General features: G+C 60.1%; 15 protein-coding genes and 1 tRNA gene. 9 read left to right on the top strand and 7 right to left on the bottom strand.

Annotation, left to right across the window (positions count from 1 at the left end):
- Nucleotides 1-36 precede the first annotated feature (36 nt).
- Complete coding sequence (groL, locus tag KQ659_RS09640) at nt 37-1683, top strand: chaperonin GroEL (RefSeq protein WP_216688983.1); 1647 nt, start codon at nt 37-39, stop codon at nt 1681-1683.
- Between the two features lie 388 nt (nt 1684-2071).
- On the opposite strand, the gene KQ659_RS09635 is transcribed toward groL, so the two are convergent.
- Together KQ659_RS09635 and KQ659_RS09630 are read right to left on the bottom strand one after the other, a co-directional pair.
- Nucleotides 2072-3640, bottom strand: a complete 1569-nt coding sequence (locus KQ659_RS09635) for a peptide MFS transporter (RefSeq protein WP_216688984.1) — start codon at nt 3638-3640, stop codon at nt 2072-2074.
- Between the two features lie 178 nt (nt 3641-3818).
- Nucleotides 3819-4715 carry a helix-turn-helix domain-containing protein gene (locus KQ659_RS09630; RefSeq protein ID WP_216688985.1) on the bottom strand — a complete coding sequence of 299 codons (897 nt, stop codon included), beginning with the start codon at nt 4713-4715 and terminating at the stop codon, nt 3819-3821.
- 231 nt (nt 4716-4946) lie between these two features.
- Here KQ659_RS09630 and pckA point away from each other — a divergent pair, with 231 nt between their 5' ends.
- Nucleotides 4947-6572: a phosphoenolpyruvate carboxykinase (ATP) gene (gene pckA / locus KQ659_RS09625; RefSeq protein WP_216688986.1), complete on the top strand. Its 1626-nt coding sequence runs from the start codon at nt 4947-4949 to the stop codon at nt 6570-6572.
- Between the two features lie 152 nt (nt 6573-6724).
- Entirely contained in the window at nt 6725-7423 is a 699-nt protein-coding gene (locus KQ659_RS09620) for a 16S rRNA (uracil(1498)-N(3))-methyltransferase (RefSeq protein ID WP_216688987.1), read from the top strand.
- Between the two features lie 71 nt (nt 7424-7494).
- Here KQ659_RS09620 and KQ659_RS09615 read toward each other — a convergent pair whose 3' ends face one another.
- The gene (locus KQ659_RS09615) at nt 7495-8928 is read right to left on the bottom strand and encodes an RtcB family protein (RefSeq protein ID WP_216688988.1); all 1434 of its coding nucleotides are present in this window, start codon (nt 8926-8928) and stop codon (nt 7495-7497) included.
- A gap of 300 nt (nt 8929-9228) precedes the next feature.
- On the opposite strand from KQ659_RS09615, the gene KQ659_RS09610 reads away from it, so the two are divergent.
- The 5 genes from KQ659_RS09610 (at nt 9229) to KQ659_RS09590 (ending at nt 14539) form a co-directional block, all read left to right on the top strand.
- Complete coding sequence (locus KQ659_RS09610; RefSeq protein ID WP_216688989.1) at nt 9229-9891, top strand: DUF4159 domain-containing protein; 663 nt, start codon at nt 9229-9231, stop codon at nt 9889-9891.
- 61 nt (nt 9892-9952) lie between these two features.
- A complete protein-coding gene (locus tag KQ659_RS09605) occupies nt 9953-10537 on the top strand; it encodes a biliverdin-producing heme oxygenase (RefSeq protein WP_216688990.1) in 585 nt (194 codons plus the stop codon).
- Nucleotides 10519-12834 carry an ATP-binding protein gene (locus KQ659_RS09600; protein WP_216688991.1) on the top strand — a complete coding sequence of 772 codons (2316 nt, stop codon included), beginning with the start codon at nt 10519-10521 and terminating at the stop codon, nt 12832-12834. Before KQ659_RS09605 ends, KQ659_RS09600 begins: the two co-directional genes overlap by 19 nt.
- A gap of 4 nt (nt 12835-12838) precedes the next feature.
- On the top strand, nt 12839-13285 hold the full coding sequence (locus KQ659_RS09595) for a response regulator (RefSeq protein ID WP_216688992.1): 447 nt from the start codon (nt 12839-12841) through the stop codon (nt 13283-13285).
- Nucleotides 13286-13291: 6 nt separating this feature from the next.
- A complete protein-coding gene (locus KQ659_RS09590) occupies nt 13292-14539 on the top strand; it encodes a sensor histidine kinase (RefSeq protein ID WP_216688993.1) in 1248 nt (415 codons plus the stop codon).
- Between the two features lie 97 nt (nt 14540-14636).
- Here KQ659_RS09590 and KQ659_RS09585 read toward each other — a convergent pair whose 3' ends face one another.
- From KQ659_RS09585 to KQ659_RS09570, 4 genes are all read right to left on the bottom strand, one after another.
- Nucleotides 14637-15209 (bottom strand): 1-acyl-sn-glycerol-3-phosphate acyltransferase, encoded by a 573-nt coding sequence (locus tag KQ659_RS09585; RefSeq protein WP_216688994.1) that lies wholly within the window; start codon nt 15207-15209, stop codon nt 14637-14639.
- A 163-nt stretch (nt 15210-15372) separates the two neighbouring features.
- Entirely contained in the window at nt 15373-16122 is a 750-nt protein-coding gene (locus KQ659_RS09580; RefSeq protein ID WP_226915579.1) for a patatin-like phospholipase family protein, read from the bottom strand.
- Between the two features lie 124 nt (nt 16123-16246).
- Nucleotides 16247-17095: an MBL fold metallo-hydrolase gene (locus KQ659_RS09575; RefSeq protein WP_216688995.1), complete on the bottom strand. Its 849-nt coding sequence runs from the start codon at nt 17093-17095 to the stop codon at nt 16247-16249.
- Between the two features lie 95 nt (nt 17096-17190).
- Entirely contained in the window at nt 17191-18138 is a 948-nt protein-coding gene (locus KQ659_RS09570) for an acetyl-CoA carboxylase carboxyltransferase subunit alpha (protein ID WP_216688996.1), read from the bottom strand.
- Between the two features lie 299 nt (nt 18139-18437).
- On the opposite strand from KQ659_RS09570, the gene KQ659_RS09565 reads away from it, so the two are divergent.
- Nucleotides 18438-18511 (top strand) — tRNA-Asp (locus KQ659_RS09565).
- Nucleotides 18512-18687: the final 176 nt, after the last annotated feature.

Genomic DNA, 18687 nt, shown 5'->3' with positions numbered 1-18687 from the left:
ATAACTCATAATTCATAACTCATAATTCTTCCCAACGTGGCTAAGAACATCCAATTCGACACCGAAGGCCGCGCCCGCTTGCAGGCCGGTGTGAACAAACTGGCGAACGCCGTGAAAGTGACCCTCGGCCCCAAAGGCCGTAACGTCATCATCGACAAGAAATTTGGTGCGCCCACCATCACCAAGGACGGTGTGACCGTAGCCAAGGAAATTGAGCTGCGCGACCCGATTGAGAACATGGGCGCTCAGCTCGTGAAAGAAGTAGCGTCGAAAACGGCCGACCAGGCTGGCGACGGCACCACCACGGCTACGGTTTTGGCCCAGGCCATCTACACCGCCGGCTCGAAAAACGTGGCCGCCGGGGCCAACCCGATGGACCTGAAGCGCGGCATCGACAAGGCAGTTATCGCCGTAGTTGCCAACCTGAAGTCGCAGTCGAAGAAAATCGAGAACAACTCGGAAATTGCCCAGGTGGGTACGATTTCGGCCAACAACGATGCGGAAATCGGCAAAATGATTGCCGATGCCATGGACAAAGTTGGTAAGGAAGGCGTTATCACCGTGGAGGAAGCTCGCGGCACCGAAACCGAAGTAAAGACGGTGGAAGGCATGCAGTTTGACCGCGGCTACCTGTCGCCCTACTTCGTGACCAACCCCGAGAAAATGGAGGTTGAGTTCGAGTCGCCCTACGTTCTCATCTACGACAAAAAGGTGAGCACCATGAAGGAGCTGCTGCCCGTGTTGGAGCAGGTTCTGCAGACTGGCAAGCCCTTGGTTATCATCTCCGAAGATGTTGACGGTGAGGCCCTTGCTACGCTCGTAGTAAACAAGCTGCGCGGCTCGCTGAAAATCGCTGCCGTGAAGGCTCCCGGCTTCGGCGACCGCCGCAAGGCCATGCTGGAGGACATTGCTACCCTCACGGGTGGTACCGTTATCAGCGAAGAGCAGGGCTACAAGCTCGAAAACGCCACCCTGGAATACTTGGGCACGGCCGAGAAAATCATCATCGACAAGGACAATACGACCATTGTGAACGGCAAGGGCTCGAAAGAGGCCATCACCAGCCGCATCAGCCAGATTAAGGCCCAGATGGAAACCACGACGTCGGACTACGATAAGGAGAAATTGCAGGAGCGCCTCGCTAAATTGAGCGGCGGCGTGGCAATTCTCTACATCGGTGCCAGCACCGAAGTAGAGATGAAAGAGAAGAAAGACCGGGTTGACGATGCCCTGCACGCTACCCGCGCTGCCGTTGAGGAAGGCGTGGTACCCGGCGGTGGCGTAGCCCTGGTGCGGGCCATTGAGGCCCTGGCCGCAGTGGATACCCACAATGCTGACGAGCGCACCGGCGTGAACATCATCCGCACCGCCCTGGAGGCGCCACTGCGCTGCATCGTGCAGAACGCTGGCGGCGAAGGCTCGGTCATCGTGCAGAAAGTGCGCGAAGGCAGCGGTGACTTCGGCTACAACGCCCGTGAGGACCGTTTCGAGAACCTGGTGGCCGCCGGCATCATCGACCCCACCAAGGTAACCCGTTTGGCCCTCGAAAACGCCGCTTCCATCGCTGGCCTGCTGCTGACGACTGAGGCCGTGATTTCGGACGAGCCCGAGCCCAAGGATGCTGGTCATGGCCACGGCGATGGCGGCATGGGCGGTATGGGTGGCATGGGCGGCATGATGTAATTTTGCATTAGCTCCCAGCTTTTAGCCCTTAGCTATTAGCCTGAAAAGTCCCGCTGGCAGTGCCGGCGGGACTTTTTTATGTAATACTTATCTAACCTCACGGCTTACCCGCTAGCCGTGAGTCTATGACTCACAACGCAAGGGCCACCAGGTATAGGCGCATAATGCTGGCGGTTGCCAAACCAACGGCGAGTTGCAAACTCGCCTTACCCAAGGCCAGCAGTTACGTGCTTCGCGCTAAACTGCGGCCAGCGGCCAGCGGCCAGCGGTCAGCGGTCAGCGGTCAGCGGCCAGCGGCCAGCGGCCAGCGGCCAGCGGAACACTACGCGAAAAAGCCTCCGATGCAGCAGCATCGGAGGCTTTTTCAGGAGCTAAAAAAGACGCTGCCTTACGCCTGCACGACGGGCGCGGGGTAGTTGCGGGCGTCCATCATCTTGGCTAGCTTGCCGCTTATAAGGAACAGGATGATGGCGGCGGCAGCGGCCGAAACCACGAACACCATGAAGAAATCGTAGAGGCTGGTGATGTGGTAGCCCAGAATTTGCGGAGCGGGGGCCGTCGATTTGGGGTCGGGGTAGAGGCTGCTCATGTAGCCGGCCAGGTAGTTGGCGGCGGCGTTGGCGAGGAACCACACGGCCATCAGCAGGGAGGCAAATTTGGCGGGGGCCAGCTTGTTTACCAGCGACAGGCCGATGGGCGACAGGCAGAGCTCACCCACGGAGTGCAGGAAATAGAGCGCCACCAGGAAGAACATGCTCACCTTCACACCGGGCTGCAGGTCGTGCACACCGAAGCACATCACGAGGTAGCCGGCGGCCAGGAAGGCCAGGCCAATGGCCATTTTGAGGGGGGACGGCGGCTCGGCGCCGCGACGGCCCAGGGCCGTCCAGACCATGGCCATGAGTGGCGCGCCCACCACCACGAAGATGGCGTTGAGGTTCTGGAAGATACTGGCTGGCAGCGTGAAGCCAAAGATGGTGCGGTTCATCTGCTCATCGGCGAAGAAGGTGAGCGAGGCCGGGGCCTGCTCGAAGGCCGCCCAAAAGAACACCACGAAGAATGACACAATGAAAATCACCATAATGCCCTTGATATCGGCACCACTGAGGGATTTATCGCTGAAAATCATAAAGGCAATGCCGACGACTGCAATGCCCAGCAGTGGGGCAATGACGGATAGCTTATTGGAGTCGAGCCACAGAATGCCCAGAATCAGGGCCAGCAAAACGGGCAGTAGGGCATACACGCCCATGATGCCGCCCGAGGCTACGGGCGTGGTACCCACCTGTTCGCCGGTGGGCGTATGCAGGTACTTGCCTTTGCCCCAGTTGAATACACCCGTGCCCAGCAGCATGGCAATACCGCAGGCAAGGAACGCCCAACGGAAGGCCTCGGGATGGCCCTCTTTGTCGCCTATAAGGCTGGTAATGGTATTGCCCAGAAACGAACCCAGGTTGATGCCCATGTAGAAAATGGTATAAGCAGCATCTTTGCGTTTGTCGGTGGGCGAATACAGCGAGCCTACCATGCTCGAAATATTAGGCTTGAAGAAACCGTTACCCACAATCATCACGCCCAAGCCCAGGTAAAGGAGCCAGTGGCTCAGGACATGGGTGCTTTGCGGCCCATAGTCGGAAGCGGCAGCAAATAGCGTAAACTGCCCCAGTGCCATCATCAGGCCACCCGTGAGGATAGAGCGCCGGTTGCCCCAGTACCGGTCGGCAATGAAGCCGCCGATGAGCGGCGTGAGATATACCAGGCTGGTGTAGCCGCCGTAGAACTTCGACGCGAAGGCCTTGTCCATCATCATGGCCTTGGTGAGGAACAGCACCAGCACAGCACGCATGCCGTAGTAGCTGAACCGCTCCCACATTTCGGTGGCGAAGAGCAGGTACAGGCCGCGCGGGTGGCTCGTGGATTCCGCAGATTGCTCTAGAGGAGCAGGAATGGTTTGCATTGAAAGAAACTAGGGGTGAGAAATAAGAGGAAAGCAGTTGAAAAGCGGCCCGCTGCGCAAGCGCTGCAATACGGGCACGGTAAATCTAGGAAAGTTTCGGCATGTAGCGCGGACTTTTAGTCCGCGGCCCGCACCAGCCATGGGCATATTAGGGCGGGTCGCGGACTAAAAGTCCGCGCTACGGCTTCCCAGCCGAATCACTCCGGTACGCCTTGGCGCGATAAGCCCCCGGCGAGAGCCCGGTTTGCTTGCGGAAGAACCGCGTGAAATAGCCAGGGTCCACAAATTGCAGCTCGTAGGCAATTTCGGCCACCGAGAGCGAGGTATATAATAGGTAATTGTGCGCCCGCCGGATGGTGTGGGCCTGCACAATCTGCTGGGCCGTTTTGCCCTTCACGGCCTGACAGATGCGGTTGAGGTGCACCGGCGTAATTTTCAACTCCTGGGCAAAGTCGGATATTTTCTTCTCGAAGGGGGCCGTGCGCTCAATGGCTTTCTGGAACTCGCGGAAGTAGTGCAGGGCGCGGTTGGGGCTTTCTTCCTGGCCCCGGCGGTGGTGCAGCAGCCGGAATATTTTCACGAACAACAGCTTGAAATAGCCATTCAACGCGAGCTGCTTGCCGGGCAGCTCCGAATTGATTTCCTCGTGAATCTGCTGCTCCAGGGCCGATAAATCGGCGAAGCTGACTTCGGAGTTGAATTCGGATAGAATATGTAGCGCGTTGATTTCGACCAGTACGCCGGGCGTGGCTTGCAAAATGGTATCGAGCAGCGCTTCTGATAAGGTGAGGGTGCGGCCCTTCACCTGCGGGCTGAAGGTGAAGCCGTGCACGGTATTGGCCGGAATGATGACCAGGCAGGGCGTGCGCAGCTCCACCAGCTCGGTGGCCTCGAAGGCGGCGCGGCCGGCTTCGAGAAAAAACAGCTGAAACAGGTTTTCGTGCAGGTGCGGCTTCAGGCCCCAGTCGGTGAAGCGCTGACGGGGCACGATGAGCTGGCTTTGCAGGTAGTCGTGCGAAATCCGGGCCTTATGGTCGCCGTAGATTCCGTTGTAGCGAGCAATTTCGATGGCCATGGACAAAGATGCGAAAGACTGGGACAAAGCAAACCTAAAGATAAGCGTGCGTTGCATTACTCCCACCCTTGTGCGGCCCTGAGCCGTATACTTTCACCAGCGGAACAATTTGGGCCTGATGCAGTTTGATTTGTCCCATTAAAGAAAGGGTTTGTTTCACTGCTCCCAAGCGGCGATATTCTACCTTTGTACCAGAAGTCAAGAGAATTCCCACCCAACACTTTCATAGCCATGCAAGAAGCCTCCACCCTTGCCGCCGACACCCGCAATCGTTTGCAGGCCCTCGGCTTCGAAAAAACCGCCACCGTTCACCTCAATCCCACGCCGGCCGAGCTCATTGAGTACGCCCTGCGCAACGGCGAAGGCCACCTCACCGACACCGGCGCGCTGATGGCCGACACCGGCAAGTTTACCGGCCGCTCGCCCAAAGACCGGTTTGTGGTGAAGGATGCCAACACCGAAAACAGCGTGTGGTGGGGCGATATCAACATCCCTTTCGATACCGATAAGTTCGACCAGCTGCACCAGAAAATGGTGGCTTACCTGGCCGATAAGGAGTTGTACGTGCGCGAAGCCTACGCCGGGGCCAACCCCAACTACCAGCTCAAGCTGCGCATCGTGAACGAGCAGGCTTGGCACAACCTGTTCTGCTACAATATGTTTCTGCGCCCCGAAGAAGGTGCGGATACGTCCTGGACGCCCGATTTCAGCATCATCTGTGCCCCCGGCTTTGAGGCCGACCCGGCCGTGGACGGCACCCGCCAGCCCAACTTCGCCATCATCAACTTCACCAAGAAGATGATTCTGATTGGCGGCACGGGCTACGCCGGCGAGATGAAAAAAGGCATTTTTGGGGTGCTGAACTACCTGCTGCCCCACGAGCACGAAACGCTGAGCATGCACTGCTCGGCCAACGTGGGCAAAAAGGGCGACACCGCCATTTTCTTCGGCCTCTCCGGCACCGGCAAAACCACCCTTTCGGCCGACCCCAACCGCGGCCTCATCGGCGACGACGAGCACGGCTGGACGCCCGATGCCGGCATCTTCAACTTTGAAGGCGGCTGCTACGCCAAGGTGATTGACCTGAGTAAGGAGAAGGAGCCCGAGATTTTCGATGCCATCCGCTTCGGCTCCATCGTGGAGAACACGCGCTTCATCCCCGGCACGCACACGGTGGACTATGCCAACAAGTCGGTGACCGAAAACACGCGCACCGCCTACCCCATCAACTTCATCCCCAACGCCATTGAGCCCGGCGTAGCCGATGCGCCGAAGAACATTTTCTTCCTCACGGCCGATGCCTTTGGCGTAATTCCGCCCATCAGCAAGCTCGACAAGAGCCACGCCATGTACTTGTTCATGTCGGGCTACACGGCCAAGGTGGCCGGCACTGAAATGGGCGTTACCGAACCGCAGACGACGTTTTCGGCCTGTTTCGGCGCGGTATTTCTGCCGTTGCATCCCGCCAAATACGCCGAGATGCTGGGCAAAAAGATGGACGAGAACCCCGATATCAATGTGTGGCTCATCAACACGGGCTGGACGGGCGGTAGCTACGGCACCGGCCACCGCATGAAACTGCACTATACCCGCGCCATGATTACGGCGGCTCTCAACGGCCAGCTCGACGAGGTGAAATTCACCAAACACCCTGTGTTTGGCATGATGGTGCCCGGCGCGGTGCCCGGCGTGCCCACCGAAATTCTGGACCCGCGCAACACCTGGGCCGACAAAGAGGCCTATGACAAAACGGCTTCGGACCTGGCCGAGAAGTTCGTGGTGAACTTTAAGAAATACGCCGAATTTGCCAACGAGGAAATTCTGGCCGGTGCGCCGCGCGTGGCGGTAGAAGCGTAAGCTTCAGAGCAGTTCACTCACCAGAAAGCCCCGTCGGTTGCAGCCGACGGGGCTTTTGCGTTGTACTTGAATCCTCTTATTCTGCCGCCAACCCGGAGCCGTAGCGGCCCGAATGCAACTGCCAATACACTTCGACTCCGTTCTTTGCCCCTATGCATACCTTTTTCGCCCCCGACCTTGCCGGCCCCACCTACACACTCCCCGAAGACGAAAGCAAGCACGCCATCCGCGTGCTGCGCCTGGGCATCGGCGACGAAGTGGAACTACTCGACGGCCGGGGCGGCCTCTATAAGGCGGCCGTGGCCGATGCCAACCCCAAGCGCTGCCAGTTGCGCATCACGCACCACGAAGCGGTAGCGCCCCGCCCCTACTTCACCCACGTAGCCGTGGCCCCCACCAAAAACCTCGACCGCATGGAGTGGTTCGTGGAAAAAGCCGTGGAAATTGGCGTGGAGCGCATCAGCTTCCTGCGCTGCGCCCGCTCCGAGCGCCGCGAGCTGAAGCTGGAGCGGCTGGAGAAAATCGCCATCAGCGCCCTAAAGCAGTCGGGGCAGGCGTGGCTGCCGCAGCTGGATGAGCTGACCGATTTTGGGGCGTTTGTGGCGGGCGTGACGCCAGAAACCACCTTCATCGCGCACCTGGAAGCGGGCGAGCGCATGGCGCTGGCGCAGGTGGTGGGCAACGGGCCGGGCTGCTGCGTACTCATCGGACCGGAGGGCGATTTCACGCCGCAGGAAATTGCGCTGGCGTTGGGGCGCGGAATTCGACCGGTGACACTGGGCAACTCGCGGCTGCGGACGGAAACGGCGGCGCTGGCGGCTGTGTTCACGGCGCAATTGGCAGTGGTGTAGCTTGCCCCCGCCCGCCTTTGAACGGGACCCGATTAAATCGTTCAACGACGGGCGGGGACAAGCCCCGCACCCTACAGTGCCGACATATCCACCTGCGAATCGGCTGCGGCCTGCGCTTCTAAAGCAGCGGCGGCTTTCGCCAGCTTCTTTTTGCGCCAGGGGGCGTCCTGCTCCCAATCGCCGGCCATGATGCAGCCATAGGGCTGGATTTCATCGATGATGGTGGCTAGGTTGAAACCCGTGATTTGCTGCTTCACGTCCTCGGCGTTTTTGTAGGCGCTGGGCAGCTCGGAAATATCGATGCGGTTGAAGAAGAAGCGGGCGTCGATGCCCTGGGTTTCCTCGGCGAAAATCTGCTCGTTGGTCTGGCCGATTTTGCTGAATTTGTGGCGGGTGCGGCTGAGGTTGCGGCCCGCGCCGTGCGGGGCGAAGCCGAGGTTATTGGCGGTGGTGGCACCTTCCACAATGAGGATGGGCTGGGCCATGTTGAGCGGAATAATGCGCGGGCCGGTGATGTCGGGCATAAACTTGGGGTCGAGCGGCGTCGCGCCTTTGGCGTGGTAGAACACGTCGCCATCGCGAAACACGAAGTTGTGCTCGTTCCAGTAGCGCTGCAGCACGGCCGTTCCCAGCTGGGCGGCAATGGCTTCGTGTAGCACCTCGTGGTTGCGCTTGGTCCACTTGCGCACGGTTTGCAGGGCGCGCCAGTAATTTTCGCCCTCCGGGGTATCGCTGGGAATCCAGGCGTTGGCCGGGTGGGTTTCGGGCGAAATCTCACGGCGGAAAAACTCGGCTGTTTTCATCCCGTTGCCATACAGCACCGCGCCCACTCCCCGCGAGCCGTGGTGCGTCACGAGCATGGTATCGCCGGTGGCGGCCGACACGCCCACGTAGAGAAAGTGGTTGCCATCGCCCTGCGTGCCAAGGTGCTCGCGAGCCATTTTCAGGCTGCGCTCGGAGTTCAGAAACGGGTTGGCCTGCATCTCGGCCAGAATTTCAGCGGGCAGTGCAAATTGACTTTCCGCCGGCCGGCCGCCCGGGCCGAAGTGCGTGATGCCCTGGGCCACATCGAGCACGATTTTGGGGTCCACTTTGCCGAGGTTGGTTAGCATCACCGAGCAGCAGATATCGGCCGAGTGCATGCCGGGGTGAATGGCCCGGTGCGTGGCCACCACACCACCCACCGGAATGGTGCCCAGCGGCCCGGCCGGGCAGGCATCAGGCATAATGGCGCCGGCTACCACCGTGGGCGTGCGCATGAGCAGGTCCATCGACTGCTTCACGTAGTCGATATTCTGCTGCTCCACCACGGTTTCGGCCCGGATATTCTCGTGGAAAGGCACCGGCTGGGCCAGCAGCGGGATTTCCGGCGCGGGCTTCACGGTGTCGAGGTAGGCGTGCAGGGCATCGCCCTCAAAGGCGTGGGCATTGATGTGCTCCAGCGCCTCTTTAAACCATTTGCCGGGCTTGAGGCCCAGGTTTAGCAAGTCGTTTCCCGTTACCATTGGTTGGTGGTTGATGTTGGCCAGCTTGTTGGCCGGCGCTGCAAGAACGCAGACTTTCGCACGGCCAGCGGCCACGGCTGCTCGCGCAGTGTACCCTTAACAATGAGCAGCAGCCTGGCCCTACTGCACCAAAGTTTCGCTACCGACATGGGCCAGTTGCGCCACAAGGTAGCGGGCATGATTTACTTTGCAGGTATCCGGAGCCAGCCTCATTGCGAAATTAGTAACGGCCACGGCCGAACTTTCCCACGCCCCGCTTAATTATAGCGCTCAATAAGCTGCTCCTGTTTATCCGTCGCTATGCTGAAATCCCTGCTGCTATCCGTTGCCATTCTGCTCACCCTCACGGCCGCCGCGCCCGCCCCCAGCTTCCGAATTGCCAAGCTGCACTACGGCGGCGGCGGCGACTGGTACGCCAACAAAACCTCGCTGCCCAACCTCATCAGCTTCTGCAATCAGGCCCTGAAAACCAATATCGCGCCCGACGAAGCAACCGTGGAGCTCGACGCGCCCGAATTGCTCTCCTATCCCTTCATTCACATGACCGGGCACGGCAACGTAAGCTTTACCGCCGTGGAGGCCAAAAACCTGCGCCAGTACCTCATCGGCGGCGGCTTTCTGCACATTGACGACAATTACGGGCTCGATAAATTTATACGGCCCGAGATGAAGAAGGTGTTTCCCGAGCTCGAATTTGTGGAATTGCCCTTCTCGCATCCTATTTATCATCAGAAATACCAGTTTCCCCGGGGCCTGCCCAAGGTGCACGAGCACGATGGCAAACGGGCCCAGGGTTTCGGGCTGGTGTACAAAGGCCGGCTGGTGTGCTTCTACTCTTATGAGTGCGACCTCGGCAACGGCTGGGAAGACGTGGGCACCTACCCCGAAGACTCGCCCGCCACGCACGATGCCGCCCTGCGCATGGGGGCCAACCTGGTGAGCTACGCCCTGACCCAGGACTGAATAAAAGCCACCGCGCCGCGCTCAATGGCCTACTTTCGCCCAGCTAACGTTGTTCTATTTTATGCCCAACCCTCCGGAAAGCCCGGCTATTCTGCCGCGTCTTCGTCACGAAACCAGACCCTTCCACGATGCAGTGGAGCAAAACCCATTTAACCTGGCCTTGGCGGCAGGCACGGTAACGGCAGCCGATACCGCCCGGTTCCTGGCCAAGATGTACGGCTTTCTGGCACCGTACGAGGCGCAGCTGCACGCCCACGCTACTTTTTTCGGGCCAGCCTGGCAGCTCGACCAGCGCTACCGCGCGCCCCTCATCCTGAAAGATTTGGCTCGGCTGGGCCACGATGCCGCGCCGCCGCTCTACCCCGGGCTGCCGCCGCTCGGCACCCGCGCCCAGCTGCTGGGGGCCATGTACGTGCTCGAAGGCTCGACGCTGGGCGGGCAGGTCATTGCGCGGCAGCTCGATAAGGCGGGCATTGCCCCGCACGCCTTTTTCACGGGCCGGGCCGAGCGCACCGGGCCACTCTGGAAAGGCTTCTGCCAGCACCTGACCGAAGCCGCCGAAACCGGCTCCGAAGAGCCAGCGGCCATCGTGGCCTCGGCCGTTCATACGTTCCAAGCACTATCCGCATGGCTGAATCAGCGCTAACCCTTACCGATGAAAGCCTGCTTGGCCAGTCCATCACGCTTAGCAACTGCGACCGGGAGCCCATTCACCTCCCCGGCCTGATTCAGCCCTACGGCTTTTTGCTGTGCCTCGATGAGCAGAGCCGCCGCGTGGTGCAGGCCAGCGCCAACACGCTGGCGCTGCTAGGCATAATTCCCGAAAACATTATCGGGGCCGGCTTAGGCATTTTGCTGGAGCCCGAGCAGCTGGTGGCAGTAGAGCGCCTGTGGGCCACGCTGGGGCCGGAGGCGCGGCTGCTGGGCATTCGCCTGGGGCGGGTGGTAGGCCAGCCGGCCTACAAGCTCATCCTGCATCGCTACGATGGCCTGCTGTGGGTGGAAGGCGAGCCGGTGGCCGATACCACGGTCAGCGCCTTCGACCTGTCGGCGCTCAACATGAGCCTGGGCAGCCTGCTCGCGGCCGAAACCGTGCTCGACTGCTGCCAGCTAACGGCCGAGCAGGTGCGGGCCATCACCGGGTTCGACCGGGTGGCCATCTACCGTTTCGCGCCCGACGACAGCGGCGAAGTAATTGCCGAGGCCGTGCGCGAAGACCTGCCCCCCTGGCTGGGCATGCACTACCCGGCCACCGACATTCCGAAGCAGGCGCGGGCCATGTACCTCAAAAACTGGCTCCGCTTCATCCCCGATGCCCGGTACCAGCCGGTGCCGCTGGTGCCCGCCGTGGCACCCGGGGCCAGCCGCCCGCCCGACATGACGTATTCGGTGCTGCGCAGCGTGTCGCCCATTCACCTCGAATACCTGCATAACCTGGGCTCGGAGGCGACCATGACCATTTCGCTCATTCAGGAAGGGCAGCTGTGGGGCATGATAACCTGCCACCACCAAACCCCGCGCCTGGTGAGCTACGAGTTGCGCGACCTGTGCCAGTTTCTGGGCAAAGCGGTGTCGGCGCTACTCAAAAGCAAGGAGCAGCAGGACGAGCAGGCCTACCGCCTGCGCATGCGCGAGGCCCAGGTGCGGCTGTTCGATTTGGTGAGCACGCAGGTGAATTTTCTGGATGGCCTGCACCGCTTCACCCCCAGCCTGCTGGATGTGCTGGACTGCGGCGGCGCGGCCATTTGCTTCGCTGGTGAAATCATTACCCTCGGCCACACGCCCACGCCCGCCCAGATTACGGAGCTGGTGGAATGGCTGCGCACCCACAACCCGCACGATATTTTCGTGACCGATTCCTACGCACGGCTGAACCCGGCCGGTAAGGTCATCCGGAGCACGGCCAGCGGCATTCTGGCCGTGGCGCTGGCCCGCGAGGCGGGGGAGTACATCTTCTGGTTTCGGCCCGAGCAGCTGCAAACCGTGACCTGGGCCGGCCGCCACGAAAAAAACCAGACCATCGTGGATGGGCAGATTTTCCTCTCGCCCCGGCAGTCGTTTGAGGCCTGGAAGCAAACCGTGGAGGAAACGTCGGCCCCGTGGCGGCCCCTGGAAATTGAGGCGGCCAAAGAAATTCGCCTGCATATTTCCGACATCCGGCTAAAAATATTTAACGAGCTGCAAGCCAAGGCCATCAGCCTGGCCCGCCTCAACGCCGAGCTGGAGCGCAGCAACGACGAGCTGGACTCGTTTGCCTACGTGGCCTCGCACGACCTCAAGGAACCGTTGCGCGGCATTCATAACTACTCGCTGTTTTTGCTGGAAGACTACGCCGATAAGCTTGATAATGAGGGCGTGAGCAAGCTCCAGACCCTGGTGCGCCTCAGCCAGCGCATGGAGGCGCTGATTGAGGCGCTGCTGCAACTCTCGCGTGTGAGCCGGGTTGAAATGGCAGTGGAGGCCGTGAACCTGAACGATGCCCTGGCCGACATTATCGACCTGCTGCACCCCCGCCTGGAGCAAACCTGCACCACGGTGACGGTGCCCGTTTCCCTACCCACCGTGCGCGGCAACCGCACCTCGCTGCACGAGGTATTCAACAACTTGCTGACCAACGCCCTGCGCTACAATAACCACCCCGATAAGCACGTTATCATTGGCGTGGCCCCGCCCGCAATTCGCGGCCCCAAAGGCACCGGTGACCCGGCCGGTTTTACCGTTATTTACGTACACGATAACGGCATCGGCATCGACCCGAAGCACCACGACAATATTTTCAAAATATTCAAGCGCCTGCACGCGCAGGACAAGTACGGTGGAGGGACCGGCGCGGGCCTGGCCATTGCCCGGAAGATGGTGGAAAAACACGGCGGCGAGTTGTGGGTTGATTCCACACTCGGCCATGGTGCCACCTTTTATTTTTCGCTGGCCAACAATCTGTAAATCAATGAATCCCACCGCCCTCATCCCCATCCTCGTGGTGGAAGACAGCATCGAAGACTTTACGGCCCTGAGCCGGGCCTTCTACAAAAACGCGGTGACCAACCCCGTGCTGCGCTGCGAAGACGGCGACCAGGCCCTCGAATACCTCAAGGGCTACGGCAAGCACCCGAACTGGCCCAGCCAGCTGCCCGTCATCATCCTGCTCGACCTCAATATGCCCGGCACCGATGGCCGCGCCGTGCTCGACGCACTGAAAAATGACCCGGCCCTGCAGAGTATTCCGGTTATCGTATTCACTACTTCGTCTAATAGCACCGATATTGCCGAGTGCTACCGCCTGGGGGCCAACAGCTACCTCACCAAGCCCATTGGCTACCCCGAGCTGGAAGAAAAAGTGCGGCTTATTATTCATTATTGGCTGGAGGCTTCCGAGCTTCCGCTGGCTGGCTAAACCTCTGTGAAGCGAATTTTACTGATTGACGACAACCCGGAGGACCGAATGCTGTACCGGCGCTTCCTGGGACAGAACGCTGGATTTCAGCGTATTGAAATCATAGAGGCTTCTTCGGGGGCCGAGGGCCTGGAGCAATTTCAGCTGCAGCAGCCCGACTGCGTTCTGCTTGATTACAACCTACCCGACACTGACGGCCTCGACCTGCTCGATGCCCTGAACGAGCTGGCCCCACCCGATACGCTATGCGTGGTGATGATAACCGGCGGCGGCAACGAAGCCCTGGCCGTGCGCGCCCTCAACTCCGGCGCCCTCGACTACCTGGTGAAACAGCAGTTCGACCGCGAGCTGCTCAATAAAACCGTGCTGTACGCCATCGAGAAAAACGAGTGGCGCCAGTACGTGGCCCGCTACCACGGCGAGCTGCAGGACGTGAACCGCGAGCTGCGCGACTCCCTGGCCGCGCTCACCGAAACCCGGCAGGAGCTCCACGAGAAAAACACCCAGCTCAGCGCCGCCAACCAGGAAATCGGGGCGCGCAACCGCCTCCTGGCCCGCACCAATCAGGACCTCGACAACTTCGTGTACGCGGCCAGCCACGACCTGCGCCAGCCCCTCAACAACCTGCGCGGCCTCTTCGACGAGCTTCGCCGCAGTGCCACCTTCCAGGACCCCGAGGAGGCCGTAGTGCTGCGCCTGCTGGAAGAATCGCTGCACAGCCTGTCCACCACCATCACCGACCTGGCCGCCGTGGTGCAGGAGCAGCGCAGCCCCGGCAAGCAGGCCGCCGAGGAGGTTGCCCTGACCAGCCTCGTGGCCGACGTGCTAAAGACCCTGCGCCCGCAGCTAACAGCCACCGAAGCCCGCGTCGACACCGATTTTGCCGGTTTGCCCGCCCTGAGCTACGTGCGCAGCAACCTGCGCACCATCCTCATCAACTTGCTGGGCAATGCCCTCAAATACCGGCATCCGGCCCGGGTGCCTCATATTCAGGTTCGTACCTATCAGGACAGTGGCTGCCCGGTACTCGAAGTGCGCGACAACGGCCTGGGCATGAACCTGGACCGCTACGGCTCCGAGCTATTCCAGCTGTTCCGGCGGTTTCACCCGCAGGCAGGCGAAGGCACGGGCGTGGGCCTGTTCCTCGTCAACCGGCTGGTGCATTCCGAGGGCGGCCACATCGCCGTCGAAAGTGAGGAAGGCCAAGGCACGGTATTCCGGGTATTTCTGCACGGCGAGGGCGGCCATTGCTAGCATTCAACGTTGTCATTCCGACGCAGGAGGAATCTGAAATAAGCCTGACCGACAGCTCATCTCAGATTCCTCCTGCGTCGGAATGACAGTTTTGGTTTCAGCGCACGCCCTGCGCGGGGAAGCGCCCCGACTTAGTGCGGTAAAACGCTTTAATTCGGGCTTCGTCGGCCTCGTAGTCGCCCGTAGGCCACACGGCTTCGCCGATGCCGGCTTCCTTTTCAGCGTAGTCCAGATACCCCAGCCGAATGGGCACGTGCGCGCCCAGGGCAGCAAAATAGTAGCCCTTGCGCCAGCGCGGCTGGTAGGCGCGCGTGCCTTCCGGCGTGATGAGAATCACCAGGTCTTCGTGCGTATCAAACAGCTTCACCATGCCATCCACGAGGCTGTTGTTGCGGCTGCGGTCCACGGCCAGGCCCCCAATGGCCTTCACCAGCCAGCCCAGCGCCCAGTTTTCGGTCCACTCCTTTTTCACGGTGAAGCGCACCGGCACGCCCATCAGGTAGAAGGCGGCCCGGGCTATGATAATGTCCCAGTTGCTGGTGTGCGGGGCCGCAATTATCATGCTCTTCCTAATTTCGGGATTTTGAATCTCGCCCAGGTGCCAGCCGGCTACTTTGAACACGAGCGTGGCCATGGAATGCCAGAAGGGAGATTTTTCGCGAGGAGACATTGTCGAGGAATACGGGTAATAAGGGATGGGTTGGCTCTTCGGAACCCAACAGGGCCCCGAAGCAACTGGTAAAACTAGGCGTTTGAAGTAACTTATGGATGCCCGGCCCGGCCGAAAAGGACGAATATTAGCCTTCCGGAGGCGGCCAGTGCCTGCCGCCCATTCACAGCAGCGCCTGTAAAGCCTCGGCTTGGCCCATGGCGTAGCGGTAGCCAATTTCGAACAGCTCGGGGCCGCGCTTGTAGCTCAGGGGCCGGTAGTGGCGCAGCTCGGGCGGCTCCAGCAGCAGGTGGCACTGGCTTTTGCGGGCCGCCGTGTTGGCGTTGATGGCCAGGTGCAGGGTCCGCTCAACCAGGCGGCGGAAGGTGGGGATGCGGGCTTCGGGGTTGATGGGGTTGCAGTGCACGCCCACCACGCGCAGGTTGGGCTGGCCCAGCAGCGGCTCTACGGGCAGGTTATTGAGCAGGCCGCCGTCCACCAGCTGCCGGCCCTGGTACTCCACCGGCCGGTAGATAATGGGCACCGCCGACGAAGCCAGCAGCGGCGGCAGCAACGGCCCGGCGCTGAAATACACCGACTCGCCCACCATCAAATCCGTCGCCACCAAAGTCAGAGGCCGGCTCAAATCCTCAAAGTTGACCGTGCTGCCCAGGTGCCGGGCCAGCAGCTGCTCCACCGCATCGAGATGCAGCAGCCCAAACCGGCTAAACGCCGGCCGTGTGAGCCGAAAGACATTGGTGCTCAACAACAGCCGCAAAATCTCGCGCGGCGCAAAGCCCGCCGCATAAAACACGCTGGCAATGGCCCCCGAGCTCACGCCGGCCAGCCGCGCCACCGGCAGCTGCAGCTCATCGAGGGCCGCCAGCACGCCCAGATGCGCAATTCCGCGCGCGCCGCCTCCCGATAATGCCAACCCAAGCTGCGGACTGGTGGGTTGATGGATTGGTGGATTGACTGATTGTTGAGGAACCTGCACGTTGTTATCTATTGGTAGTTAGCCAGATACGGCTTTCTCATCCATCCGCCACTCCGCCAACTCACAAATCCGCCACTCGCAGGGTCTGGTCCAGGCGCACGCCTTTGTCGGTGAGGGTCACGGTGCAGGCTTCGTTGGTGGGATCGTGCTCCAGCAGCAGCACCCAATTTTCGACCGCAGCGCGGCGCAGCACGGCTTCTTTTTCGGGCATGGTAATGAGCGGGCGCACGTCGTAGCTCATCACGTAGGGCAACGGAATATGGGCGGCACTGGGCAGCAAATCGGCCATAAAGGCCAGGGTGTGGCCTTTGTAGTCCATCACCGGCACCATCATCTTCTCGGTGTGCCCGTCGGCCACAATAATTTCGCGGAACTGCGGCAGCGCATCAGGCACGCCCTTCTGCAGGTCGACAAACTTCAAATGCCCGCTTTCCTGAATCGGCAGAATATTCTCCTTCAGAAAGCTGGCCTTTTCGCGCGGGTTGGGCGTCACGGCCCAGTCCCAGTGCGCCTCGTTGCTCCAATAGGTAGCGTTGGGGAAAGCCAGCTGCAACACCCCATTGGGCCGGCGCTGCACCGAGCCGCCGCAGTGGTCGAAGTGCAGGTGCGTGAGAAAAACATCGGTAATATCGGCGCTGGTGAAGCCCAGCTTACGCAGGGATTTCTCCAGCGTGTCGTCGCCATGCAGGTAAAAATGCCCCCGAAACTTGTCGTCCTGCTTGTCGCCAATGCCGTTGTCGATGAGCAGCAACCGGCCGCCGTCCTCAATCAGCAGGCAGCGCATGGCCCAGGTGCACATGTTATTGGCATCGGGCGGATTCAGCTTCTGCCACATGCTCTTGGGCACCACGCCAAACATGGCGCCGCCATCGAGCTTGAAAAGGCCGGTATCAATGGTATGAACTTTCATTATTTTAGCTGTTAGCTGCTGGCTATTAGCTGTTAGCTTTTTCAAATAACAAGAGCTGCTGACAGCTAATTGCTATAAGCTAACGGCTTAAAAAACTACTCCACCACCACGCCCATCGCCGAAAACTTATCAATCCGCTGTGAAATCCGGTCCTCCACCGAAATCGCGCTCAGTTCTTTCAGCGTCTTAAGCAGGGTGTTTTTCAGCGTTTCAATCATCACCTCGGGCGCAGTATGTGCCCCGCCCAGCGGCTCCTTCACGATGCCATCGACCAGCCCGGCCGATTTCATATCCGTGGCCGTAAGCTTGAGTGCCTCGGCCGCCTGCTCTTTATAATCCCAGGAGCGCCACAGAATGCTGCTGCACGATTCCGGCGAAATAACTGAATACCAAGTGTTTTCCAGCATCAGCACCCGGTCGCCGATGGCAATACCCAGGGCCCCGCCGCTCGCTCCCTCCCCAATAACAACGCAGATAACCGGCACCTTCAGCATAAACATTTCCTTGAGGTTGCGGGCAATGGCCTCACCCTGCCCCCGCTCTTCGGCCTCCAGGCCCGGAAATGCACCGGGCGTATCAATCAATGTCACCACCGGCACGTTGAACTTTTCGGCCAGCTTCATCAGGCGCAGGGCCTTGCGGTAGCCCTCGGGGTTGGGCATGCCGAAGTTGCGAAACTGCCGCTGCTTGGTGTTGTGCCCCTTCTGCTGGCCAATAAACATAACGGCCTGCCCGTTAATCTCGCCGAAGCCGCCCACCATGGCCTTGTCGTCGCCCACGGTGCGGTCGCCGTGCAGTTCCACGAACTTATCGGCCATGCCATCTATATAGTCCAGGGTATAGGGCCGCTCCGGATGGCGCGACAGCTGCACCCGCTGCCAGCGCGTGAGGTTGGCGTAGGTTTCCTTTTTGAGGTCTTTAATACGTTTTTCCAGCGCCGCGACGGCTTCGCCTACTTCCACGTCGCTGTCGGCAGCGAGTTTCTGCATTTCAAGAAGCTTGCCTTCGAGGGCAGCAATAGGTTGTTCAAAATCAAGAAGCATGGACTGCGAAGCGTGTTTGCGTGGAGTGGGAAAGCGAAAATAGCGGGCGGCACAGTTAAAAAGGGGATTGGCCCTACTATCTGCGCCCCCAAATGCCGCTGCGAAGGCGGATGGCAAAGGTAAAACATCTGCCGTTGCGGCAAGGCGCAAAAATTAATGTTCCTGAGAAACAACCTCCAAGCTCCCAAACAGCCCTTTTTTAAAGAAATATTGGCCCCATACTTGCAGGGCGCAGTTTTCTTACCCTACCTTTGTATCACCAAAACGGAAAAGCACACGGCTTCTCCACCAAGGCAAACGGTTTGGTAGTTCAGTTGGTTAGAATGCCGCCCTGTCACGGCGGAGGTCGCGGGTTCGAGTCCCGTCCAGACCGCACTGGAATATCACTATTCCTTGCTACCGTTTAGCAAAAACCCTCATAGTCAGCCGATTATGAGGGTTTTTACTTTTTAGGAATAGTACAGAACTAAGAGTGATGCCCCAAGTAGCGCAGACTGTACCCTCCCATCCCAGTGGGTTCCGAGGGTTAAAATAATCTGTCCACGTATC

The sequence above is a fragment of the Hymenobacter siberiensis genome, from assembly GCF_018967865.2.
GTDB lineage: Bacteria > Bacteroidota > Bacteroidia > Cytophagales > Hymenobacteraceae > Hymenobacter > Hymenobacter siberiensis.
This window is presented reverse-complemented; position numbering and strand designations above follow the sequence as displayed.